The organism is Sphingobium limneticum (assembly GCF_008710165.1).
Taxonomy (GTDB): domain Bacteria; phylum Pseudomonadota; class Alphaproteobacteria; order Sphingomonadales; family Sphingomonadaceae; genus Sphingobium; species Sphingobium limneticum.
Map to the genome: position 1 here is coordinate 74,007 of NZ_VYQA01000001.1, position 21,021 is coordinate 95,027.

Annotated in this window: 15 protein-coding genes; 11 read left to right on the forward strand and 4 right to left on the reverse strand. The window is 64.1% G+C overall.

Annotated features, from left to right (window positions below):
* Window position 1 precedes the first annotated feature (1 nt).
* The 8 genes from F4U95_RS00265 to F4U95_RS00300 all read left to right on the forward strand — a co-directional run bounded on the left by F4U95_RS00265 (window position 2) and on the right by F4U95_RS00300 (window position 10,293).
* Window positions 2-2,476, forward strand: a complete 2,475-nt coding sequence (locus tag F4U95_RS00265) for a glycosyl hydrolase 115 family protein (protein ID WP_232016232.1) — start codon at window positions 2-4, stop codon at window positions 2,474-2,476.
* 98 nt (window positions 2,477-2,574) lie between these two features.
* Entirely contained in the window at window positions 2,575-4,083 is a 1,509-nt protein-coding gene (locus tag F4U95_RS00270) for an MFS transporter (protein ID WP_246171456.1), read from the forward strand.
* Window positions 4,047-5,288 (forward strand): SGNH/GDSL hydrolase family protein, encoded by a 1,242-nt coding sequence (locus F4U95_RS00275; RefSeq protein ID WP_232016235.1) that lies wholly within the window; start codon window positions 4,047-4,049, stop codon window positions 5,286-5,288. Before F4U95_RS00270 ends, F4U95_RS00275 begins: the two co-directional genes overlap by 37 nt.
* Complete coding sequence (locus tag F4U95_RS00280) at window positions 5,285-6,265, forward strand: glycoside hydrolase family protein (RefSeq protein ID WP_120253025.1); 981 nt, start codon at window positions 5,285-5,287, stop codon at window positions 6,263-6,265. Before F4U95_RS00275 ends, F4U95_RS00280 begins: the two co-directional genes overlap by 4 nt.
* Before the next feature lie 99 nt (window positions 6,266-6,364).
* Window positions 6,365-7,204 (forward strand): 5-dehydro-4-deoxy-D-glucuronate isomerase, encoded by an 840-nt coding sequence (gene kduI / locus F4U95_RS00285; RefSeq protein WP_120253026.1) that lies wholly within the window; start codon window positions 6,365-6,367, stop codon window positions 7,202-7,204.
* A 128-nt stretch (window positions 7,205-7,332) separates the two neighbouring features.
* Window positions 7,333-8,088: a 2-dehydro-3-deoxy-D-gluconate 5-dehydrogenase KduD gene (gene kduD, locus F4U95_RS00290; protein ID WP_120253027.1), complete on the forward strand. Its 756-nt coding sequence runs from the start codon at window positions 7,333-7,335 to the stop codon at window positions 8,086-8,088.
* A 52-nt stretch (window positions 8,089-8,140) separates the two neighbouring features.
* Entirely contained in the window at window positions 8,141-9,352 is a 1,212-nt protein-coding gene (locus F4U95_RS00295; protein WP_232016237.1) for a glycosyl hydrolase 53 family protein, read from the forward strand.
* Window positions 9,349-10,293 carry a glycoside hydrolase family 43 protein gene (locus tag F4U95_RS00300; protein WP_120253029.1) on the forward strand — a complete coding sequence of 315 codons (945 nt, stop codon included), beginning with the start codon at window positions 9,349-9,351 and terminating at the stop codon, window positions 10,291-10,293. The genes F4U95_RS00295 and F4U95_RS00300 overlap by 4 nt, the downstream gene beginning before the upstream one ends.
* Before the next feature lie 7 nt (window positions 10,294-10,300).
* On the opposite strand, the gene F4U95_RS00305 is transcribed toward F4U95_RS00300, so the two are convergent.
* From F4U95_RS00305 to F4U95_RS00320, 4 genes are all read right to left on the reverse strand, one after another.
* Entirely contained in the window at window positions 10,301-11,104 is an 804-nt protein-coding gene (locus F4U95_RS00305; protein ID WP_232016239.1) for a thioesterase family protein, read from the reverse strand.
* A 156-nt stretch (window positions 11,105-11,260) separates the two neighbouring features.
* Window positions 11,261-12,679 (reverse strand): CapA family protein, encoded by a 1,419-nt coding sequence (locus F4U95_RS00310; protein ID WP_150424390.1) that lies wholly within the window; start codon window positions 12,677-12,679, stop codon window positions 11,261-11,263.
* 98 nt (window positions 12,680-12,777) lie between these two features.
* Window positions 12,778-14,274 (reverse strand): sensor histidine kinase, encoded by a 1,497-nt coding sequence (locus tag F4U95_RS00315; RefSeq protein WP_120253031.1) that lies wholly within the window; start codon window positions 14,272-14,274, stop codon window positions 12,778-12,780.
* A 27-nt stretch (window positions 14,275-14,301) separates the two neighbouring features.
* Window positions 14,302-14,967: a response regulator gene (locus F4U95_RS00320; RefSeq protein ID WP_120253032.1), complete on the reverse strand. Its 666-nt coding sequence runs from the start codon at window positions 14,965-14,967 to the stop codon at window positions 14,302-14,304.
* Window positions 14,968-15,246: 279 nt separating this feature from the next.
* On the opposite strand from F4U95_RS00320, the gene F4U95_RS00325 reads away from it, so the two are divergent.
* The 3 genes from F4U95_RS00325 (at window position 15,247) to F4U95_RS00335 (ending at window position 21,001) form a co-directional block, all read left to right on the forward strand.
* Window positions 15,247-16,872 (forward strand): serine hydrolase domain-containing protein, encoded by a 1,626-nt coding sequence (locus tag F4U95_RS00325; RefSeq protein ID WP_120253033.1) that lies wholly within the window; start codon window positions 15,247-15,249, stop codon window positions 16,870-16,872.
* A gap of 74 nt (window positions 16,873-16,946) precedes the next feature.
* The gene (locus tag F4U95_RS00330; RefSeq protein ID WP_120253034.1) at window positions 16,947-19,643 is read left to right on the forward strand and encodes a TonB-dependent receptor domain-containing protein; all 2,697 of its coding nucleotides are present in this window, start codon (window positions 16,947-16,949) and stop codon (window positions 19,641-19,643) included.
* Between the two features lie 59 nt (window positions 19,644-19,702).
* Entirely contained in the window at window positions 19,703-21,001 is a 1,299-nt protein-coding gene (locus tag F4U95_RS00335; protein WP_120253035.1) for a M20/M25/M40 family metallo-hydrolase, read from the forward strand.
* Window positions 21,002-21,021 lie beyond the last annotated feature (20 nt).

Below are 21,021 nucleotides of genomic sequence, written 5' to 3' on the forward strand. Positions count from 1 at the left end.
TGTGGAAGGACTGTACCTCTTTCGCCTTTTGCGCGGACATGCCGTCGGCCTGATCGGGCTGGCGGCATTTTTGCTGGGTACGCCGGCACGCGCGGAAGAGTGGGTGCATGACCGGGCGCGAGCGGGCGATTTCATGCTGGCAGCCAAGGGACGGATGGCGCGGATCGTCACCGATGCGGCGGACCATGAGGTGGTGTGGATCGCCGCTGCGGACCTGCGCCGGGATATCGCCACCATCAGCGGCGCGAACGAAGGCGGCACGGGGCAGGTCTGGATCGGCACGCTGGGGCGTAATGCCGCCATCGACCGGCTGGTGGCAGCCAAGCGGATCGACGTCGGCAGGCTGAAAGGCGCGTGGGAGAGTTTCCTGATCTTAACCGTCGATCGGCCGGTGCCAGGCGTGGCCCAGGCGCTAGTGATCGTGGGGAGCGACAGGCGTGGTACGGCCTATGGCGCCTATGAAGTCGCGCGCGCGATCGGCATGTCGCCCTGGCACTGGTGGGCGGACGTTGCGCCGCTGCATCGAGATGCGCTCTATGTGGCGAAGGGCATGCAGCGGTTCGGGCCACCTTCGGTCAAATATCGCGGCATATTCTTGAACGATGAGGATTGGGGGCTGGTGCCCTGGGCGGCCGGTACGCATGCGCCGGGCGAGAAGCCACTCGGGCCGCAGACTTATGAGAAAGTCTTCGAACTATTGTTGCGGTTGAAGGCCAATATATTGTGGCCGGCGATGCACAAGGTGACGCGGCCATTCAACGCCGATCCGGCCAATGCGGCGTTGGCGGATCGCTATGCCATCGTCATGGGATCGAGCCATGCCGAACCGATGTTGCGGAACAATGTGGGCGAATGGACCGCGCCGGCGGCGGATTTCGACTATCTGAAGAACCCAGATGGTGTGCGCCGCTATTGGGAAGAACGGGTAACGACCGATGCGGCTTACGAAAGCGTGTGGACGCTGGGGATGCGGGGCATTCATGATAGCGGCATGGTCGGGCCGAAAACGGTCGAAGAGCGGCGGGCTACGCTGGAACGGATCTTTGCCGATCAACGGGCGATGCTGGGGAAGGCCGGCATAGGCGCCGCGCCGCAGGTCTTCACGCCGTACAAGGAAGTGCTGGACGTCTATCGCGCGGGGCTGAAGGTGCCGGACGATGTGACGCTGATGTGGCCGGACGATAATTTCGGGTATATCCGCCATTTCCCCGATGCCGCCGAGCGCGCGCGCAAAGGCGGTTCGGGCGTTTATTATCATTTGTCCTATCTGGGCGCGCCTCTTTCCTACCTCTGGCTGTCGACTACGCCGCCGGCGCTGATCCGCCAGGAAATGGGCCGGGCCTGGGACAAGGGCGCGCGGACGATGTGGGTGGTCAATGTCGGCGATCTGAAGCCGGCGGAACTGGGCACCGACTATTTCCTGCGCATGGCATGGGATGTGGAAGGGACGCGCGCCGAGCCTGTCGACCGGTGGGTCGAACGATGGGCGGCGGACACGATCGGGGCGACGGTGGCGCGGCCGGTCGCAGACATATTGCGCGATTATCATCGGTTGAATTTCGAACGGCGGCCGGAACATCTGCAATATCATCTGCCGGCCGAGAAAGCGCGGCAAAGCCCGTTGACGATCGACGAAGCGGACAAGCGACTGGCGGGTTTCGCGGCGATGGAAGAGGCGCTCGGGCGGATCGAGCCGCTGGTCGCACCTGAGCGGCGGGACGCCTTTTTCGAACTGGTGGCTTATCCGGTGCGGGCGTCTGCGGCGGCGAACCGGCGCTTCTTTGCGGCCGAAGCGCATGATCGGCTGCGCGACGTCGACCTGGCCGAAGCGATGCGGCGGGGGCAGGTGGCGCATGAAGCCGATGCCGCGATCGGCGCGCTGACCCGGCACTATAATCGCGCGGTGGCGGGCGGCAAATGGCGGGGCATGATGGCAGTGGAGCCGGCTGACGGGCAATGGCGCAGCTATCGTCTGACCCCGCCCATCCTGCCACCGGTGGATGCCGTGGCGCCGGCTCCAGGCCATGAACGCATGGCAAATGAGACAGCGAGTTGGACAGTGGTTGCGCCACGCGACTTTGCTGTCGAGGCGGGATGGCGGCTGGTGGATGGGCTGGGCCGGCAGGGCGATATGCTTGCCGCAACGGGCATCGGCGGGCGAGCCAAGGCTGCCGTCACCCTGCCCGCCGGGCGTTGGCAGATGGTGGTGGATCTGCTGCCTGCCTATGCCGACCATGATGGCGATCCGTTGGAGTTGACGGTGCGCGTCGATGGCGTGGATCATGCTCTGGCCGTGACGCGCGAGACGGGAAGTCGGGACTGGGCGATGGGGGTGCTGGACAATCGACTGAGCCTGACATTAGCCGGAGAATTGGCGGGCGGCGGGCATGATCTGGCGGTGTCGGCCAGCGACAGCGGGGTGATGATAGAGGCGGTGCGGTTCATGCCCGTTCAGGCTGATCGCGCCTTGCATTAATTTCATATTGCGTGATAGACGTCCACTATGTGGCATTTAATGCCCGTGCCCAAGGATAAGAATCACAGGCGCGACCCAAGGCGAGGATGAGATTGAACGTGCCTGAACCCACCCGACCCGTCCGCCTGCAAAATTACCTCGCCTATGGCTCCAACGATGTTCTGGGCGCCGGGTCGATGGCCGTCATTTCCGGCTGGGTGCTGATTTTCTACACGCAATTTTGTGGGCTTAGCGCCGGACAGGCCGCGACTATCTTTGCCGTGGCGCGCATATTGGACGCGTTTGCCTCGCCCATGATCGGCTATATTTCCGATCATTTCGGATCGACTTGGCTGGGCCGGAAATTGGGGCGGCGGCGCTTCTTCATATTGGCCGCCATCCCGCTGTTGCCAAGCTTCGCGCTGATGTGGCTGCCGGGACAGGGATTCTGGTATTATCTGGTCAGCTATGTGCTGTTCGAGCTGGTCTATGCGATGGCGATCATCCCGTTCGAGACGCTGGCGGCCGAAATGTCGACCGACTATCGGACCAAGGCGAAATTTGCGGGGTCGCGCATATTGTTCGGACAGGCTTCGGCGATCCTGGCGGGCTTCCTGCCACTGTGGCTGATCAATGCGCTGGGCCGGGACAGCGCCGACACTTTCTTCTACATGGGCCTGATCTTCGCCGCCCTGTTCATGGTGACGGCGGGGCTGCTCTATCTGTTCAGCTGGGAACGGCATATGCCGGGCGCACTGGACGTGGCGCCGGAACGCAAAAGTGCGGGCGGCGCTGGACAGGCGTTGAAGGCGCTCTATCGCAACCTGTTCTCGACCATGCGCATCCGAGCGTTCCGGCTGCATCTGGGCATGTATCTGGGCGGCTATATCAGCCAGGATATTTTCAACGCGGCCTTCACCTTCTTCGTGATCTTCGCAATGTCGGGGTCGATGGCGATCGCGTCGGGATTGCTGGGCACCATGTATATCGTGCAGTTCGCCGCGGTGATCATCGCCATCAACCTGGCGCTGCGCGCGTCACCGGCGAAAGCCTATCAGGTCGCGGCGGCGGATTTCGCCGTGGGCGTGTTCGCATTGCTGGCGTTGTGGCTGCTGGGCGTGCCGGCGACGTCTCCGTGGATCTGGCTGCCGATCGTGCTGGTAGGGCTGGGGCGCGGGGCGCTCAATTACATTCCCTGGGCGACATATAATTATATGGCGGATGTGGACGAGATCGTCACCGGCCAGCGGCGCGAGGGCAGCTTTGCCGGGGTCATGACTTTCGTGCGCAAGGCGACGCAGGCCGCCGCCGTGGTGGCCGTGGGCTTCATCATGCAGGCGGGTGGCTTCGTATCGGGCGCGCAGGCGCAGAGCCATGGCGCGATCCTGACCATGGCGTTGCTGCTGGGCGTGGGGACGGTTGGCTGTCTGGCCTTTGGCATCATCGTGTCCACGCGCTTCCGCCTCAGCCCCGCAACCCACGACATATTGATGTGCGAGATCGAGCATTTGCGGAGCGGGGCCACCACCCCCTCCTCCCCCGCGGCCGCCATGGTGGTCGAGGATCTGTCCGGCTGGCGTTACGACCAGCTATGGGGCAACAATCCGGTGGCCCGATCGGCGGGGTGAACAAGGGGATGATGATGAAGCGGAGCATGATGCTGGGCGTGGTGCTGACGGGCGCGCTGATGACGACGCCGGCGCTGGCCGATGGCTGGTCGCGGAGCTGGATGGCGGCGCCCCTGGTGTCGAAAGCGCCACCGGAGAAGCGCCCTGAGTTGCAGGATCGGACCGTGCGACAGGTGGTGCGGATCAGCAGCGGCGGGCAGCGTATCCGCCTGCGCCTGTCCAACGAGATGTCGACACAACCGCTACTGCTGGGCGCGGTGCATGTCGCGCTGGCGGATGAGAATGGCGCGATCATGGCGGGGTCCGACCATGTCGTGACCTTCAACGGGGCGCAGGGCGCGACCGTGCCGGCGCGCGCGCCGTTGCTGAGCGATCCGATCGCGCTGCCGGTCAAGCCGCTGACCCGGCTGACGATTAGCCTGCATCTGCCGCAGGGCGCGCCGGAAGCAACGGTCCACAGCTATTCCGCCGCGACCGGCTGGACCGCGCCGGGCGATCAGACCGGGGCGACCAGCTTGACCGATGCGACGGTGATCGGGCCGCGCATCATCCTGTCCGGTGTGGAAGTGGAAAATCGCCGGGCCGGCACGACTATCGTGACGCTGGGCGATTCCATTACCGATGGCGTGCGCGCCACGACCGATAGCAATCGCCGCTGGCCCGATCTGCTGGCGGAGCGGCTGCAAAAGGCGGGGCGTACGTCTGTGGGGGTCGCCAATGCCGGGATCAGCGCCAACCGGCTGCTGAGCGAGGGCGATGGGAATAATGCGCTGGCGCGGTTCGACAGCGATGTGCTGGCGGTGCCGGGCGTGACCCATGTGGTGGTGCTCGAGGGAGTGAACGATATCGGCTCGGCCTTTGCGCAGAAGCGGCCGATCCCGACCCGCGACGCGCTTGTCGGTGCCTATCGCCAGATGATCGCGCGGGCGCATGATCGGGGCGTGAAGATCATATTGGCCACCATCCTGCCCTATAAGGGTGCGGGCTATTGGAGCGAGCAAGGCGAGGCGGTGCGGGTCGCAGTCAACGACTGGATTCGCCAGAATGACGAGGCGGACGGCTTTGTCGATCTGGCGAAGGCGATTGCCGATCTGGCCGATCCTGCGCGCATGGCCAAGCCCTATGATGTGGGCGATGCGCTGCATCCCAATGATGCTGGGTTCCGCGTCATGGCCGATGCGATCGACCTGAAGTTGCTGCGATGATCGGTGCGCTGCTGATGCTGGCGGCCGCTGCGAGTGGGCCGGTCGCGCCCAAGCCCTTGTTTCGCGATCCGGTGCATGACGGCGCGGCCGATGCCTCCACGGTGCGGGATCGCAAGACGGGCGAATGGGTGATGTTCTATACCAATCGGCGCGCGGACCTGCCTATGGACGATGCCAAGGATGTGCGCTGGGTGCATGGCACGGCGATCGGTGTCGCGCGGTCGAAGAATGGCGCGCATTGGCGCTATGGCGGGACGGCGGATATTCCCAAGGCCTGCACCGGCGAGACGCTCTGGGCACCTGAGGTGCAATGGCTGGCGGGACAGTGGCATATGTGGCTGACGGTGGTGCCGGGCGTGTTCCGCGACTGGAATGCGCCGCGCTTCATCGTCCACCTGACCAGCCCGGACCTGAAAAGCTGGACCTGTGGCGAGCGGCTGGATCTGGGGTCCGACCGGGTGATCGATGCGAGCGTGCTGGCGCTGCCGGGCAAAGGAAAGAAGGCAGGGGGTTATCGGCTGTTCTTCAATGACGAGCGGCAGAACAAGGCCATCGTTACCGCCGACAGCGACGATCTGGTCCACTGGACGGTCAAGGACCGGCTGACCCAGACGCCGGGCGAAGGGCCGAAGGCATTTCGGTGGAAGGGGCGTTACTGGCTGATTTCCGATGCATGGAAGGGCCTGCTGGTGATGCGGTCCGACGATGGGGCGCATTGGACGACGCAGCCCGGACATATCCTGGCGACGCCGGGCTTGCAGCCGACCGATCGCGCCAAGGGGCAGCATCCCGATATCATCGTTGCGGGGAAACGCGCCTATATCCTGTATTTCGTGCATCAGGATGGCGAGGGTGCGGCCAAGGCCAACCCCGACTGGAAGCGGCGCAGTGTGTTGCAGATTGCCGAACTGACGGAAAAGGACGGCATCATCAGCGTGGATCGCGAGGCGCCGGTGCATGTCAGGCTAGCGCCGTGATGTGTCCGTATGTTAAGACATCATTCCACATTCAGGGAATAAATCCTTCCTTTTGATGGTGCGGCCGCTATAAAAGCGCAAAGTTCCAAGGAGATTCAGATGTTCGAGAAGACCTATTATGCGACGCATCCCGACATGATGGAGTGCGTATCGAACGACGAATTGCGGGATCGTTATCTGATCGGCGGTCTGTTCCGCGATGGTGAGGTGGTGCTGAACTATACCCATGCGGAGCGGTTCGTGATCGGCGGCGTGGCGGTGGTGGATGCGCCGGTGACGCTGCCGGCGCACAGCGAGCCGGCCTCGGCGGCGGGCCATCCCTTTCTGGAGCGGCGCGAACTGGCGATCGTCAATGTCGGTGGCGTCACCGGCACGGTCACGGTCGATGGCGAAGTCTTCACGCTGGGCAACAAGGATTGCCTCTATGTGACGATGGGCGCGAAGTATGTGGAATTTGCGGGGGCTGGCGCACGCTATTATCTTGCCTCCTGCCCGGCGCATAAGGGGTTCAGGACGCAGCTGATCTCGGTGGCGGATGCGACCACGCTGGAACGCGGCTCCCTTGAGGAATCGAACGAGCGGACGATCTATCAGATGGTCATCCCCGGCATCTGCGAGAGCGCGCAGCTGGTGATGGGCCTGACGGTGCTCAAGCCCGGTTCGGTGTGGAACACCATGCCCCCGCATATCCATGAGCGTCGCAGCGAGATCTATTTCTATTTCGAGCTGGACGGGCCGAGCGACCGCGTCTTCCACTATATGGGCGAAGGCGAAGCGATGCGGCACATCGTCATGGCGAACGAGGAAGCGGTAATCTCCCCGCCCTGGTCGGTGCATATGGGATCGGGCACCAAGGCCTATGCCTTCATCTGGGCGATGGCGGGCGAGAACCAGGATTATACCGACATGAACGTGCTGGATATCTGCCAGCTGGCGTAATCGACCGCCCCCCTAACCCCCTTGCCGTCATCCCCGCGAAGGCGGGTATCCATCTCCTGACCAGGCCACAGATGGCACGACCGGGAGAAGGATCCCCGCCTTCGCGGGGATGATGCGGAGAATAGTCCATGACCCAAATCTTCGATCTTTCCGGCAAGGTGGCGATCGTCACCGGCGCCAATACCGGTATCGGCCAGGCGATCGCGCTGTCGCTGGCCGCGGCGGGCGCCGATATCGCGGCGGTGGGGCGCACCCCGGCGGAAGAGACGGTGGCGCAGGTCCATGCGCTCGGCCGCCGGGCGGAGATCATATCGGCCGATCTCAGCAGCATCGAGCCGGTGCAGCGGGTGGTGGACGAGACGATCGAGAAACTGGGCAGGCTCGACATATTGGTCAACAATGCCGGGATCATCCGCCGGGCCGACAGCGTCGACTTCACCGAAGAAGACTGGGACGCGGTGATCGACACCAACCTTAAAGTTTTGTTCTTCCTCTGTCAGGCGGCGGGTCGGCACATGATCGCGCAAGGCAGCGGCAAGATCGTCAACATCGCCTCCTTGCTGTCCTTCCAGGGCGGCATCCGGGTGCCAAGCTATACCGCGTCGAAAAGCGGGGCGGCGGGGCTGACGAAGCTGCTGGCGAACGAGTGGGCGGCCAGGGGCGTGAACGTCAACGCGATCGCGCCGGGCTATATCGCAACCAACAACACCGCCGCCTTGCAGGCCGATGAGACGCGCAACCGGCAGATACAGGAGCGCATCCCGGCCGGACGCTGGGGCGAGGCCAGCGACATCGGCGGCGCGGCCGTGTTCCTGGCGTCGCGGGCGGCGGATTATATCCATGGCCATGTGCTGGCCGTCGATGGCGGGTGGCTCGCGCGATAAGACGAGGCTGGAGCGGGGGCCCAACCCGCCACAATAACAACAGGAGAGAGGCATGCCCGATCGGCGGACTATGTTGGCGGCCAGCGGCCTTGCGGCGTTGGGGATGGCGCTGCCGCAGGTGGCTTTTGGCGGCACCAAGAATGGCGCACGGCCCGGCCCCTATCTGATCGGCGCGGATATCAGCTGGATTCCAGAGGATGAGGCGGCCGGCGCGCGCTATTTCATCGATGGGGTGCAGAAAGACCCGATCCTGCTGCTGCGCGATGCCGGCTTCAATGCGATCCGGCTGCGCATTTTCGTCGATCCGGCCAAGGGCTATGCGAAGCGCGAACCGGACAAGGCCTGGGCGGGGCTGGCGCAGACGATCAAGCTGGGTCGGCGCATTCGCGAGGCCGGCCTCTATCTGGTGCTGAGCTTTCATTATAGCGACACATGGGCGGACCCGGAGCATCAGGGCGTGCCCGCCGCGTGGGCCGGTTACGATCTGCCGCAACTGGCCAAGGCGGTCGAGGCGCATACGCACGACACGCTGGTCGCGATGCGCGCGGGCGGCGCGCCGGTCGATATGGCGGTCATCGGCAATGAGACGACCTTCGGCATGCTCTGGCCCCATGGGCGGGTGAAATTGTCCACGTCGACCGGCAATCCGGTGACCGACGCCAATCATGCCAAAGTCGGCGCAGTGGGCGGGTTCGACGGGTTCGCGCAATTGCTGCGCGCCGGCATTGCGGGTGCGCGGCGAGCGGAGCCGGATGTGAAGATCCAGTTGCACAATCATCTGGGCCGCCATTGGCCGATCGTGCGCGAATGGACCGACGCGCTGATCGCGCGCAAGGTCGATTTCGACGTGATCGGCTTTTCCTGCTACCAGCAGCGGGCGCAAGGCGACTGGGCAACCAGCTTCAGCGAGTTCGTCAAACGCTATCCCGACAAGGGCTTGCTGGTCGCGGAATATTCGAGCCGGAAGCGCTATATCAACGATCTGGTCCATGCCCTGCCGGGCAAACATGGCTGGGGGGCGTTTATCTGGGAGCCGACGCGACACCAGGAGGCGATCTTCGACCAGGATGGCCATAATGCGGGCGAAGGCGCCAAGCCGGACCTGATTGCGCAAGGATTGAACAGCGCCGAAGCGCCTGGTGGCCTCGTGAGCGCGCAGGCCGCGCCCAAGCCCGAGCCGACCGGTCCCATGGGCAAGGGCGGCGACTATGTCGCCAACGACCTGCTCAAACTTTATGGCGAGATGGCGAAGGCCTATCGATGAGACGCCGGGACTTCACCCTTGGGCTGGGCGCCATGACGCTGGCCGCCTGCGCGACCGGGCGAGCGGCGCGCAAGGACGATCTGCTGCTCTTCGCCTATTTCACCACGGGGAAGGCCGGCGAGGCGGATGGGCTGAAGCTGGCGGTGAGCGAGGATGGCTTCACCTTCCGCACGCTGGTAGGCGGGCGCAGCCTGTTGGTACCGACGGTGGGGGAAAAGAAGCTGCTGCGCGATCCTTTCCTCTTTCACGATGGACGGGTCTATCATCTGCTCTGGACCACCGCTTGGGAAGGCGTGACGATCGGCCATGCGACCAGTCGCGACCTGATCCACTGGTCGGCGCAGCAGGCGATCCCGGTGATGGCCGACGTGCCGGGGACGCGCAATTGCTGGGCGCCCGAGGCGATCCATGATCCGCGCACCGGCCGCACCGAGATTTTCTGGTCCAGCACGGTGAGCGGCCGCTTCACCGAGACGGCGGGCGCATCGGAATCGGGCTATAATCACCGGCTGTGGCATATCAGTACGACAGATTTCGTCAGCTTCTCGGCCGCAAAGCCGCTCTACGATCCCGGTTTCAGCGTAATCGACGGCAGTTTCGCGCGCGGCCCGGACGATGCGCTTTATCTGATCGTCAAGGACGAGACGGTCGAACCGCAGCGCAAATATTTGCAGGTTGCAAAGGCGGACAGCCCGACCGGGCCGTTCGGACCGCTGTCCAAACCCTTTTCCCCCGCCTGGGTCGAAGGGCCGATGGCGACGCGGATCGGCGATGCGCTGGTCTGCTATTATGACGTCTATAAGGAAGGGCGGTGGGGCGCGGCGATGACGCGCGACATGGCCGTGTGGGACGATGTCAGCGATCGCCTGACCATGCCGGCAGGCGCACGGCATGGATCGTTATTGCGAGTGCCCCGGTCGCTGGTGGCCGCGATCGGCTGAGGCGCGGTCAGGCTGACGGTCGGGGTCGTACCGTCAGACATTGCGACACGGTGGCGAAGGGGCCGACCGCGTCGTGCAAGATGCTGTGGGTAAGGCCAATACCGCTTTCGCCGGCGGATACCGATACGTCAAAGCCCAACCAGTCGCCCGCCGGTTGCCGGAAGATATGAGCGGTCAGATCGAGATTGGGAAAGACCGCGTCCCGTGGCGAGGCCAGCGGCGCAAGGCCGTTGGCGATATCGGCGAGCCCCATCATCCGCGCAATGGGCGATACGGTTTCGCCATCGAGCAGGGCGAAAGGCGAGCGGACCCAGCAGCGGGCACGCCCCTGCCCCTCCGCTTCGTGCCGTACCTGCACGCTTGCGATGAAGCCACCGTCCCACAGGGCGGACGGATCGCCGGCGGGCATGGCTTCGGGCGATGGCAATGGCGGGAAGTTGGCCGCCGCCAATGCGCTGCTGTCATAGGCCTGGGTCAGCCAGGCGCGCAGGATGATGGCTGGCCGGCCACCATGGCTGAGGCGCGCCTCGACCAGTTCGATGGTCCGGCCGGGGCGCAGCACGATAACCTCTATATCGACCGCCTCCATCGGGATGACGCCCCATATGTCGTAGGACAGGCGGGCGACCTGCAAGAGGTCGGTGCGGCGTGCGGCATGATCCGCCTCGACCGCATGGACGAGCAGGCCGATCGCCGGCGCGACATGCTGTTCGGTGACATTCCAGGCCCCGCCGACATGGGCGGTGGGCATGAAGCGGTCGTCATCCGTGCGCAGGAAATAGGCCAGCGGGCCGCTCTCTTCAGACCCCAAGGCTCGGTTTCCTTTGCATGATCACCCCTGTTATCCGTCGTTTCCGATCGGCCAATGATAGGCGCATGGCAGGCGATTTGGAAATGGGCGAACGGCCCCTTCCCGCCTCCGCCCGATGGAAGGCGCGGAGGCGGATGTTTCAGGCCGGGAGGCGCGTTACTTGGCGTTGTTCAGCCGGATGACGCCGACGCCGCGTTCGATGGTGATTTGCGTGCCATAGGGTTGCGACAGGCGCTGGAGCCGTTCCAGGATGCGGGCGCCGACGATGGCGTCGGCGATATGCGGCACGCCGCGGCCTGCACCGGTGACATTGACGCCGAGGTCGATCGGGTGGAGACGGATTTCGCTCAGCTTGCCATCACGAAACTGGCTGACCGCGATCACCGTTTCATACAGGTTGGGATCACCAAATTCCTTTGCTCCGCGCGCCTGGAGCAGTTCTGGCGCGGTGACGGTGCCGGGCGTGATACCGAACTGGTCGTACATATCGGCCGGCAGGTCATCGAGCGAATTGTTCATCATCGCGAAGTTGCCGAGCGAATAGAAGATCGGCTTGCCCTTGTAGATCTCGATACCGCGCAACTGGTGCGGGCCATGACCGACATAGACGTCCGCGCCGGCGTCGATCGCCTGATGCGCGAGCGGCTGGGCGAAGTTGGCGGTGATCTGGCTGGCATTGCCGGGTTCATGATTGTGCAGCGAGAACACGACGAAATTGCCGTTCTGCTTGGCCTGGCGAATGGACAGCAGATTGGCTGCCACGTCCCTGGCATTAAGATCATATTCGATCTTCATCGGGGTGGCCGGATTGGCGGTCGCGCGATATTCGCGACCTTTCATCTTGACCGGCGTGCCGGGCTTGGTGCCGGCGAGGCGAGCGATGGTGGCCAGGTCCGCGTCAGACACAAGGCCGATTTCGGTGCTGCGGATGGCGTTGGCGCCACCACGGCCGGGCACCTTGCCCAGCGGATCGGCGGCCGGCGACATGGGGGTGAAGCTGGTGGTGGCCGAAATCAGGCCGACCCGGCCAGAAGGACCGTCATGATAGGCCGGCGCGCGCGCGGCGGTCATGTTGTGGCCGGTGCCCGCATGAGTCAGATGCGCCGCGTCGAGCAGGTCCAGCGTCTCGGCCATGCCCTCCACGCCCCAGTCGGTGGTGTGGTTGTTGGCGTGGCCGACGATGTCGATGCCCATCTTGGCCACGTCGGCCGGCACGGCGGGATCGGCAAGCATCCAGGTGCCGCCCGATTCGGCCTGGGGTGATCCCTTGAACGTCTTGAGGTCGAGCGCCGTCGTTTCGAAATTGCCGAAGGTGATGTCGGCGCCGCGCAGGATGCGCAGCATGTCGGGCGACTGCTTTTCGATCGTCGCCAGCATCGGCCGCAGATAGATGAGGTCGCCCACTGCCGCGAAGCTGAAATCGCCAGCTATGGGCGTGCTGTGAACAGTGGTCGTGCTCAACTGGCCGCCGCTTTCCTCTTCCTCGGCATGGACCGTCGGGGCGGCGGACAGAATGGCGGCGGCACCGGCGCAGAGCAGGGTGCGCAACGCGCGGCGGGAAAAGATGGCAGACATGAAGGCGGTCCCCTTGGACGATGCCGATAAGCGGCAGACCCATGGAGACTTAGCCAAGGCGGCTGACATGAACCTGTCACATGACGATATCGGGTCCGTCAGGCCGGGGCTCGGCGGAAACGAATGAGGACGCACAGTCCCTGCCCCGTTCGCCCATCCCGCAATTCTATCTCTGCGCCCAGCCGGTCGGCCAGCGCGCGGGCGATCGGCAGGCCAAGCCCGGTGCCCGGCGCCGACGTGCGGCCGGTGATGCGATAGAAACGCTCCCACACCTTGTCGCGCTGATCGGGGGGGATGCCGGGGCCGTTATCGTCGATTTCGACCACCGCCTCCTGATCGTCCAGCCAGACGCTGACCGCGACCGCACCGTCGGGGCGGTTATAGCGGATGGCATTGTCCAGCAGATTGCCCAGCAATTCACCCGCCAACGCCGCCTGGCCAAGCGCCATGACCGGACCGTCCATGCGATTGTCATAGGCGATATCGAGAGTGGCGGGCGCCTGCGCGGCGCGATCGGCAGTCACGGTGGCGGCGAGGGCCGCGAGATCGACGGGGCGCATCTGCATGTCCCCCTGATCCTCGCTGCGGGCCAGTGCGATCATCTGCCGCAGCAGCAGTTCGAGGGAGTCGATCGCGTGCGGAATATCCGTCAGCGCCGCTTGTCCCTGCGGCGAATGGGGGCCGTAGCGTTCCAGTACATCAAGATGGACGCGCGCGACGGCAAGCGGCGTGCGCATCTGATGCGAGGCGTTGGAGGTGAATTGCCGCAGCGAATTGCTCGCGCGCTCCAGTCGGGTCATGAGGCCGTTGAAGGCATCGACGAAGGGACGGATTTCGGTCGGATCGCTGCCGCTGCTTTCCAGACGGAAAGCGGGCGAGGCATCCTGTTGCGCCGTTTCCACCTGGCTGGTGAGGTCGATCAGGGGGCGCAGACCCCAGCGGATCGCCCACCAGAAGAGCAGGCCCGTAACGACCAGCACTGCAAGGCCGACCATCAACACCCGGATCATGAACTGATGCTCATAAGCGCGGCGATCGTCGATATAGTCGGCGATCTGAATGACGATCAGGCCGGTTTCGCCGGCAGGGCGGCGGATTTCCGTGGCGATGCGGGCAGGCTTGCCGTGCAATATGCCGTCGCGCAGATAGGCGGCCTGCGTCACCTGCCTGGCATCGGCGGGATTGAGATAGCCGCGCACCGTAGGATTGGCCCGATAGGCGTTGACGAAGGTGGCCGGCGGATGCGGGTCGATCACGCCATTCCATGTTTCGCCATAATCGCGCGGGGGCGGCAGCGCGGCGTCTCCCGCCAGCAACTCCTTCCCGCGATAGACGCTGTAATGAACGACCGGTCGCGCACGGCGCTGGAGCAAGTGGACGGCGAGCGGCAATAGGCTTTCCCGTTCCGGCGATCGGCTGTTGTAGACGAGGCTGAGCGTGCGGACCGAACCGACAAGCACGCGGTCGACCGTGTCGGCCTCCGTATCATGCGTCACCCAGGCGGTGATGATGCCGAATAGCAGGACGAGGGCCGCGAGCGGCATCATGACCGCGCCGGTCAGGCGCAGGCGCAACGAAGGGGGCAGGTTCCGCATCAGCGCGCTGTTAGCAGATTATGCGGATCAGGCAGCCTCTATCATATAGCCTAGCCCACGCACGGTGCGGATCGCGGGGCCGGACGGCTGGAGCTTGCGACGCAGCCGGCCGACATAGACTTCCAGCGCATTGGGGGTGACGGCATCGTCGAAATTGAAGATTTCGGCCGACAGGCGTTCCTTGGCGATGACCTTACCCGGTCGGCCCATCAGCGTTTCCAGCACCGCCAGTTCGCGGCGGCGCAGGTCCAGCATCTTGTCATCGAGATAGACGGTGCGGCTCGACCGGTCGAACATCAGCGTGCCGATGCGCAGCATCGGGTCCAGCTGCCCCTGGCTGCGCCGCACCAGCGCGCGGATGCGGGATTCCAGCTCGCGGGGGTGGAAGGGCTTGGCCATATAGTCGTCGGCGCCGCGATCGAGACCCTGGATGCGATCATCCATCATGTCCCGCGCGGTCAGGATGATGATCGGCGTGGCAGCGCCGCGCGCGCGCAACTGGCTGAGCACATCCAGCCCGTCCATATCGGGCAGGCCGAGATCAAGTATGATGGCGCAATAGGGTTCCTGGTCGGCCAGCTTCAGGGCGTCTTCGCCGGTCGTGAGAATATCGACGGCAAATCCGGCCGCCTCCAGCGAGGCGACCATGCCGCGGGCGAGCCGCTCATCATCTTCCACCAGCAACAAACGCATGAACTGACAAACCCTCCGTCCCGCGGGCGCCTTCCCGCGATGGACATTAAATTGCGATACGCATCATGCGTGGGATTGCAAATGCGAAGTGTGTCGGCGCCGATCTTGCCTTTGATTACGCATCGGCCCGTGTCCGACCCATTGTGTCAGGTTCATGACAGCGACTCCGGTTAGGATAATGGGGAAGACGAATGGCGGGATGACAATCCACAGCCTTCGGGTCGCAAAAAAATGACGCGCAAATAAGCGCTTCGCCATTTTCCAAGGGGAATCAGAACTATGATGACGGGTCGCTCCGCGTTCGCGGGGATATTGTTCTGCATGGCCGTTCCGCTGTCAGGCGGCGCTCTGGCACAGGTTGCCGCACCGGCCGAGCCCGCTGCGCTGGCGCGCCTCGACGCCCTGTTCGCCAAATGGAACAGCAAGGATTCGCCCGGATGCGCCGTCGCCGTGTCGCGCAACGGACAGGCGATCGCGACTCGCGCTTATGGCATGGCCGACCTGGAAAAGGGCGTGCCCGCGACCCCGGACAGCATCTATGAGGCCGGGTCGGACTCCAAGCAGTTCACCGCCGCCGCCATCCTGATGCTGGCGCGCGAGGGCAAGCTGTCACTGGACGACGATATCCGCAAATATCTGCCCGAGCTGCCCACCTACAGCGCGCCCGTTACCATCCGCCACATGCTGCATCACACCAGTGGCCTGCGCGACTGGGGATCGGTCGCCGCGATTGAAGGCTGGCCGCGCAACAGCCGTACCGCCAGCAATGACGATGTGCTGGAGATCGCGTCGCGCCAGAGCGAACTCAACTTCGCACCGGGCGCGCATTATCTCTACAGCAACAGCAATTATAATCTGGCGGCGATCGTCGTCGCGCGGGTCAGCGGCCAGTCGCTCGCCGATTTCACCAGCGAGCGCATCTTCAAGCCCTTGGGCATGACCCATACCAGTTGGCGCGACGATCATGGCGAAGTGGTCGCCGGCCGGACCGGCGCCTATGACTATCAGGACGGCGTCTATCGCAACGATCAGGTGATTGAGGACGCCTATGGCAATGGCGGCCTGCTGACCACCGTGGGCGATCTGGTGAAGTGGCAGGCGGCGCTGGATGCTGGCACTTTTGGTGCTGGCTTTACCGCGCAGATGCAGACGCCGACCAAGCTGAACGACGGCACCCCGATCGCCTATGCGCTGGCGCTGGTGAACCTGGACCATCATGGCCAGCAGGAAGTCAGCCATAGCGGTTCGACCGGCGGCTATCGCGCCTGGATGGCGCGCTATCCCAAGCAGAAGCTGGCCGTGTCGCTGCTGTGCAATACCGGCAATGCCGACACGCCGGTGCTGGGCCGCGAGGTTGCGGATGTCTTCCTGCCGGCGTGGAAGGACAAGTCCTACACGCCCAAGGGGCCGCTGCCTTCGGGCGTCTATGCCGACGGCGTGAACGGCTTCCCGGTCAAGTTCGATAGCGACGAGCAAGGCCGCCTGCGCGCCGACGGCAAGCTGCTGACCCCGGTTGGCCCCGGCCGATGGGCACAGCGCGAGGATATCTTCGCCTTCGGCAAGAACGGTCTGGTGCGTGAAAATCGCGAAGGCGAGAAGATCGCCTATCGCAAGGTGGAGGCTGTCACGACCTTCGACGCCAAACCCTATGTCGGGAAGTTTTGCGGTGTGGATACCCATGCCTGCCTGACCTTCCGCCAGCAGGGCGAGGGGCTGGTCTATAGCGGTCCGCGCTGGGCCGACCAGACGCTCAGTCCCGCCTATGCCGACGTGTTCACGGGCGAAGCGATGCCCGACGCCGGCCGCATCACGGTGAAGTTCCAGCGCGACGCCAATGGCGCCGTCATCGCCCTGCGCTTTGGCGAGAGCCGTGCCTATGACGTGCTGTTCCGCCGGGCCGACTGACCAGATTTCAAACGCATAAAAGAGAGCCGCTCAGGTCGCGGACAAAAAAGCAAGAAGACGAAAAGGGACGATATATGACTGACTATAAGACCGGGTTTCGCAACCTGTTGATGGCTGGCACTGCCGGCCTGATCCTATCGCTGGCGCATGGCAGCGTGGCGATGGCGCAGACGAATGCACCTGCGGCCGATGCCGCCGACGAAGCCGAACCGGCGATCGTCGTCACGGGTTCGCGCATCGACCGCAAGGGTTTCGAGGCGCCGACGCCGACCACCATCATCGGCGACACCGAGCTGCGTCAGGGCGCGCGGCCCAGCATCGCGCAGGTGCTGAACGACCTGCCCCAGTTCCGCGCGACCCAGTCGCCGGCCAGCACGGTCGCCAACACCAATTCATCCTCGTCCGCGATGGATCTTCGCGGTCTGGGCGTCACGCGCACGCTGACCCTGCTCAACAACCGCCGCTTCACGGGCGCAGTCGATCTCAACACCGTGCCGCAGGGCCTGGTGAAGCGAGTCGAAGTCGTCACCGGCGGCGCATCGGCGGCCTGGGGTTCGGGCGCGATCGGCGGCGTGGTCAACATCATCCTGGACGATGAGCTGGAAGGCCTGACCATCGGCGCGCAGAACGGCATTTCCTCGCGCGGGGACGGCTATCGCTACAGCTTCGACGGCACGTTCGGCACCAAGTTCGCCGACGGTCGCGGCCACTTCATGATCGGCGGCGAATATCAGCAGGACAAGGGCATCCTTGACCGCAATTCGCGCAAGAATGTCGGCAGTTCCAACCTGTTCACGCCTGTCGGCAGCTCGCAGCTGATCCTGGTGCGCGACGTCAATGCCGCCAACACCAGCCTGGGCGGCCTGATCACCACGGGCAAGCTGAAGGGCCAGACCTTCAATGCGGACGGCACCATTCGCCCGTTCCAATATGGCAGCATGGTCAACGGCGCCACGATGGTCGGCGGTGAAGGCGTTGCGACCAATGACGAATATTCGCTGACCAACCCCTATCAGCGCGTCAACAGCTATGCGCGCGCCAGCTTCGAAATGGGCGATGCAACATTCTGGGCCGACGGCAGCTATAGCCGCATCTGGGCGAAATATCCCTTCTATGCGGAAAGCGGTTCGTACAGCATCTCTGCAACCAATCCCTATCTGTCCCCCGCGATCCAGAGCCAGCTGGCCGCTGCCGGCGAAACCCGCGTGTCGATCGGCCGCGTGTTCGAAGATTATGGCTATCGCACCTTCGACTATTATCGCCAGAATGTGGAAGGCGCAGTCGGCGTCGACGGCAGCTTTGCGGACGGCAAGTGGCGCTATTCGGCTTATTACAGCCATGGCGAAATGCGCAACATGCAGAGCTATCACAACCAGATCACCGGCGCGAACCTGACCGCCGCTCTGGACGCCGTGCGCGATTCCAGCGGTAACATCGTCTGCCGCGCGGCGCTGACCAACGCCAATACGGCTTGCCGCCCGCTCAACATCCTGGGCACCGGTACGGCCAGCCAGGACGCGATCGACTATGTGTTCGGCAATACCGCGCGCGTCGTCTACACGACCAAGCTCGACAGCGCCGGCGCAAGCCTGCGTGGCGATCTGTTCGAAACCTGGGCCGGCCCCGTGTCGGTCGCCTTCGGCGCCGAAGCGCGCTGGGAAGAACAGGTCACCAACAGCCTGGACGCAACCTCGGCCGCCAAGGGCTTCAGCCGCTTCAACTTCTCACCGCTTGATGGCGGGTTCAACGTGCAGGAAGGCTTCGGCGAAGTCGCCATCCCGCTGCTAAACCAGCCCTTCAGCAAGATCGACGTCAATGGCGCGGCCCGTTACAGCCGCTACAGCACCAGCGGCGGCATCTGGTCGTGGAAGCTGGGCCTGACCGATCGCATCTTCGACAATCTGTTGATCCGTGTGTCGCGTTCGCGTGACATCCGTTCGGGCAGCCTGGCCGAACTGTTCACTACCAGCACGACCAGCTTCACCACCGTCGTGGAAGGCGGCCAGACCTATGCGATCACCCGCTTTGGCGGCGGCAACGCCAATCTGAAGCCGGAAATCGGCAGCACGCTGACTCTTGGTGCGGTATTTACGCCGACGTTCCTGCCGGGCTTCAACCTGTCGGTCGATTATTACAACATCAAGCTGAAGGACGCGATCACCTCGCTGGGTGCGCAGGACGTCATCACCAACTGCGCCAACGGCAACACCGTGCTGTGCAGCCAGATCGAACGTAATGCTGCCGGTGCGCCGACCACCCTCTACACGACCTATATCAACCTGGCCGAATATAAGACCAAGGGCGTGGATATCGAGGCGACCTACACCCTGCCGCTGAACAAGGTCAGCGACAGCCTGGGCGGCACGATGCGCTTCCGCGGTCTGGCCACCTATGTGCCCAAGGTCATCATCAACGACGGCACCAGCACGGTCGACCGGGCCGGCGACGTGGGCGACAATGTCAACTTCGGCACGCCGAACTGGCGCGCGACGGGCAGCATCAACTACACCAGCCAGAACGTGTCGATCGATGCCCGCGTTCGCTATGTCGGCGGCGGCAAGTTCAACCACCTGCTGAACATCGCCAACAACGACATTGCCGCGCGCGTCTATGTCGATCTGGGCGCGCAGGCGACCATCGCCGATCGCTTCACGCTGTTCGCCAATGTGAACAACCTGTTCGATCGCGATCCGCCGCTGACCACCTATGGTTCGATCCATTATGACAGCATCGGCCGTTACATGACGGTGGGCGCGAAGGTCAGCTTCTGATCTAAGATACAGATGACGGCGCCCTGTCGGCGCCGTCATCCATTATAAGGGGCATGAGAATGAATCGGTCGCTGTTGAACATGATGCTGGCGGGTTCGCTCATCGCCCTGCCTGCGATAGCGGCCAGCGCCGCACCCTCCCCTGCCGACACGAAGCTGATGGCGACGATGAAGGCACGTCCGGCGGTCAAGACCGCGCTCGCCGCGCTGGAGCAGGAACATGGGCAGTGGGTCGAGAATATCATCGCCCTGACCCAGATCCCGGCCCCGCCCTTCAAGGAGGCGGTCCGCGCGAAGGCCTATGCCGACATGTTCCACGCCGCAGGCCTTGCCGACGTGGAAATCGACGAGGAAGGCAATGTGCTGGGCCTGCTGCGCGGCAGCGGCAAGCCGGGCGGCAAGCTGGTCGTCGTGGCGGCGCATCTCGACACCGTCTTTCCCGAAGGCACCGATGTCACGGTCAGGCGCGAGGGCGACACGCTGCATGCGCCGGGGATCGGCGACGATGTCGCGGGCCTTGCCACCCAACTCAGCCTGATCAAGGCTCTGGCCGCTGCGAAGATCAAGGCGCCGATGGACATATTGTTCGTTGGCGACGTGGGCGAGGAAGGGCTGGGCGACCTGCGCGGCGTGAAGCATCTGTTCCTGAAGGGTAAATATAAGGATCGCATCGCCAGCTTCTTTTCGATCGACGACGGGTCGGTCGATGGCCTGACCAATGGTGGCGTGGGGTCCAAGCGCTACAAGCTGACGTTCAAGGGACCGGGCGGCCACAGCTTCGGCGCCTTCGGCATCGTCAATCCGATGACGGCGATGAGCCAGGCGATCGTCAATATCTACAAGATTCCGGTGCCCAAATCGCCCAAGACCACGTTCAGCGCCAGCGTTGTGGGTGGTGGTTCTTCCGTCAACGCGATCCCGCGCGAAAGCTGGCTGCAGCTGGACATGCGATCGGAAAGCGCGGCGGAACTGGCGAAGCTGGAGCAGGCTGTATTGGCGCAGGTCGATGCCGGCGTGGCATCGGAAAATGCGGCGCGATCGACCAAGGATGGCGCGATCAGCGTGGATAAGCAGTTGATCGGCGATCGGCCCGCGGGGAACACCGACGCGGCCAGCCCGCTGGTGCAGCAAACCATCGCCGCCTATGCGACCGAGGGCGTGAGCGCGCGGCTCAGCTTCTCTTCGACCGACGCCAATGTGCCGATGAACCTGGGCATCCCCGGCATCACCATTTCGCGCGCGGCGACGGGCGGGCGCGGCCATTCGCTGGACGAATGGATCGACGTCAGCGCGGCGCCTTCCCTGAAGGTGAAGCGGATGAACCTGCTCGCCATCCTTGTCGCAGCGGGCTATCGCTGAGGAGATCGATCCTATCGAGG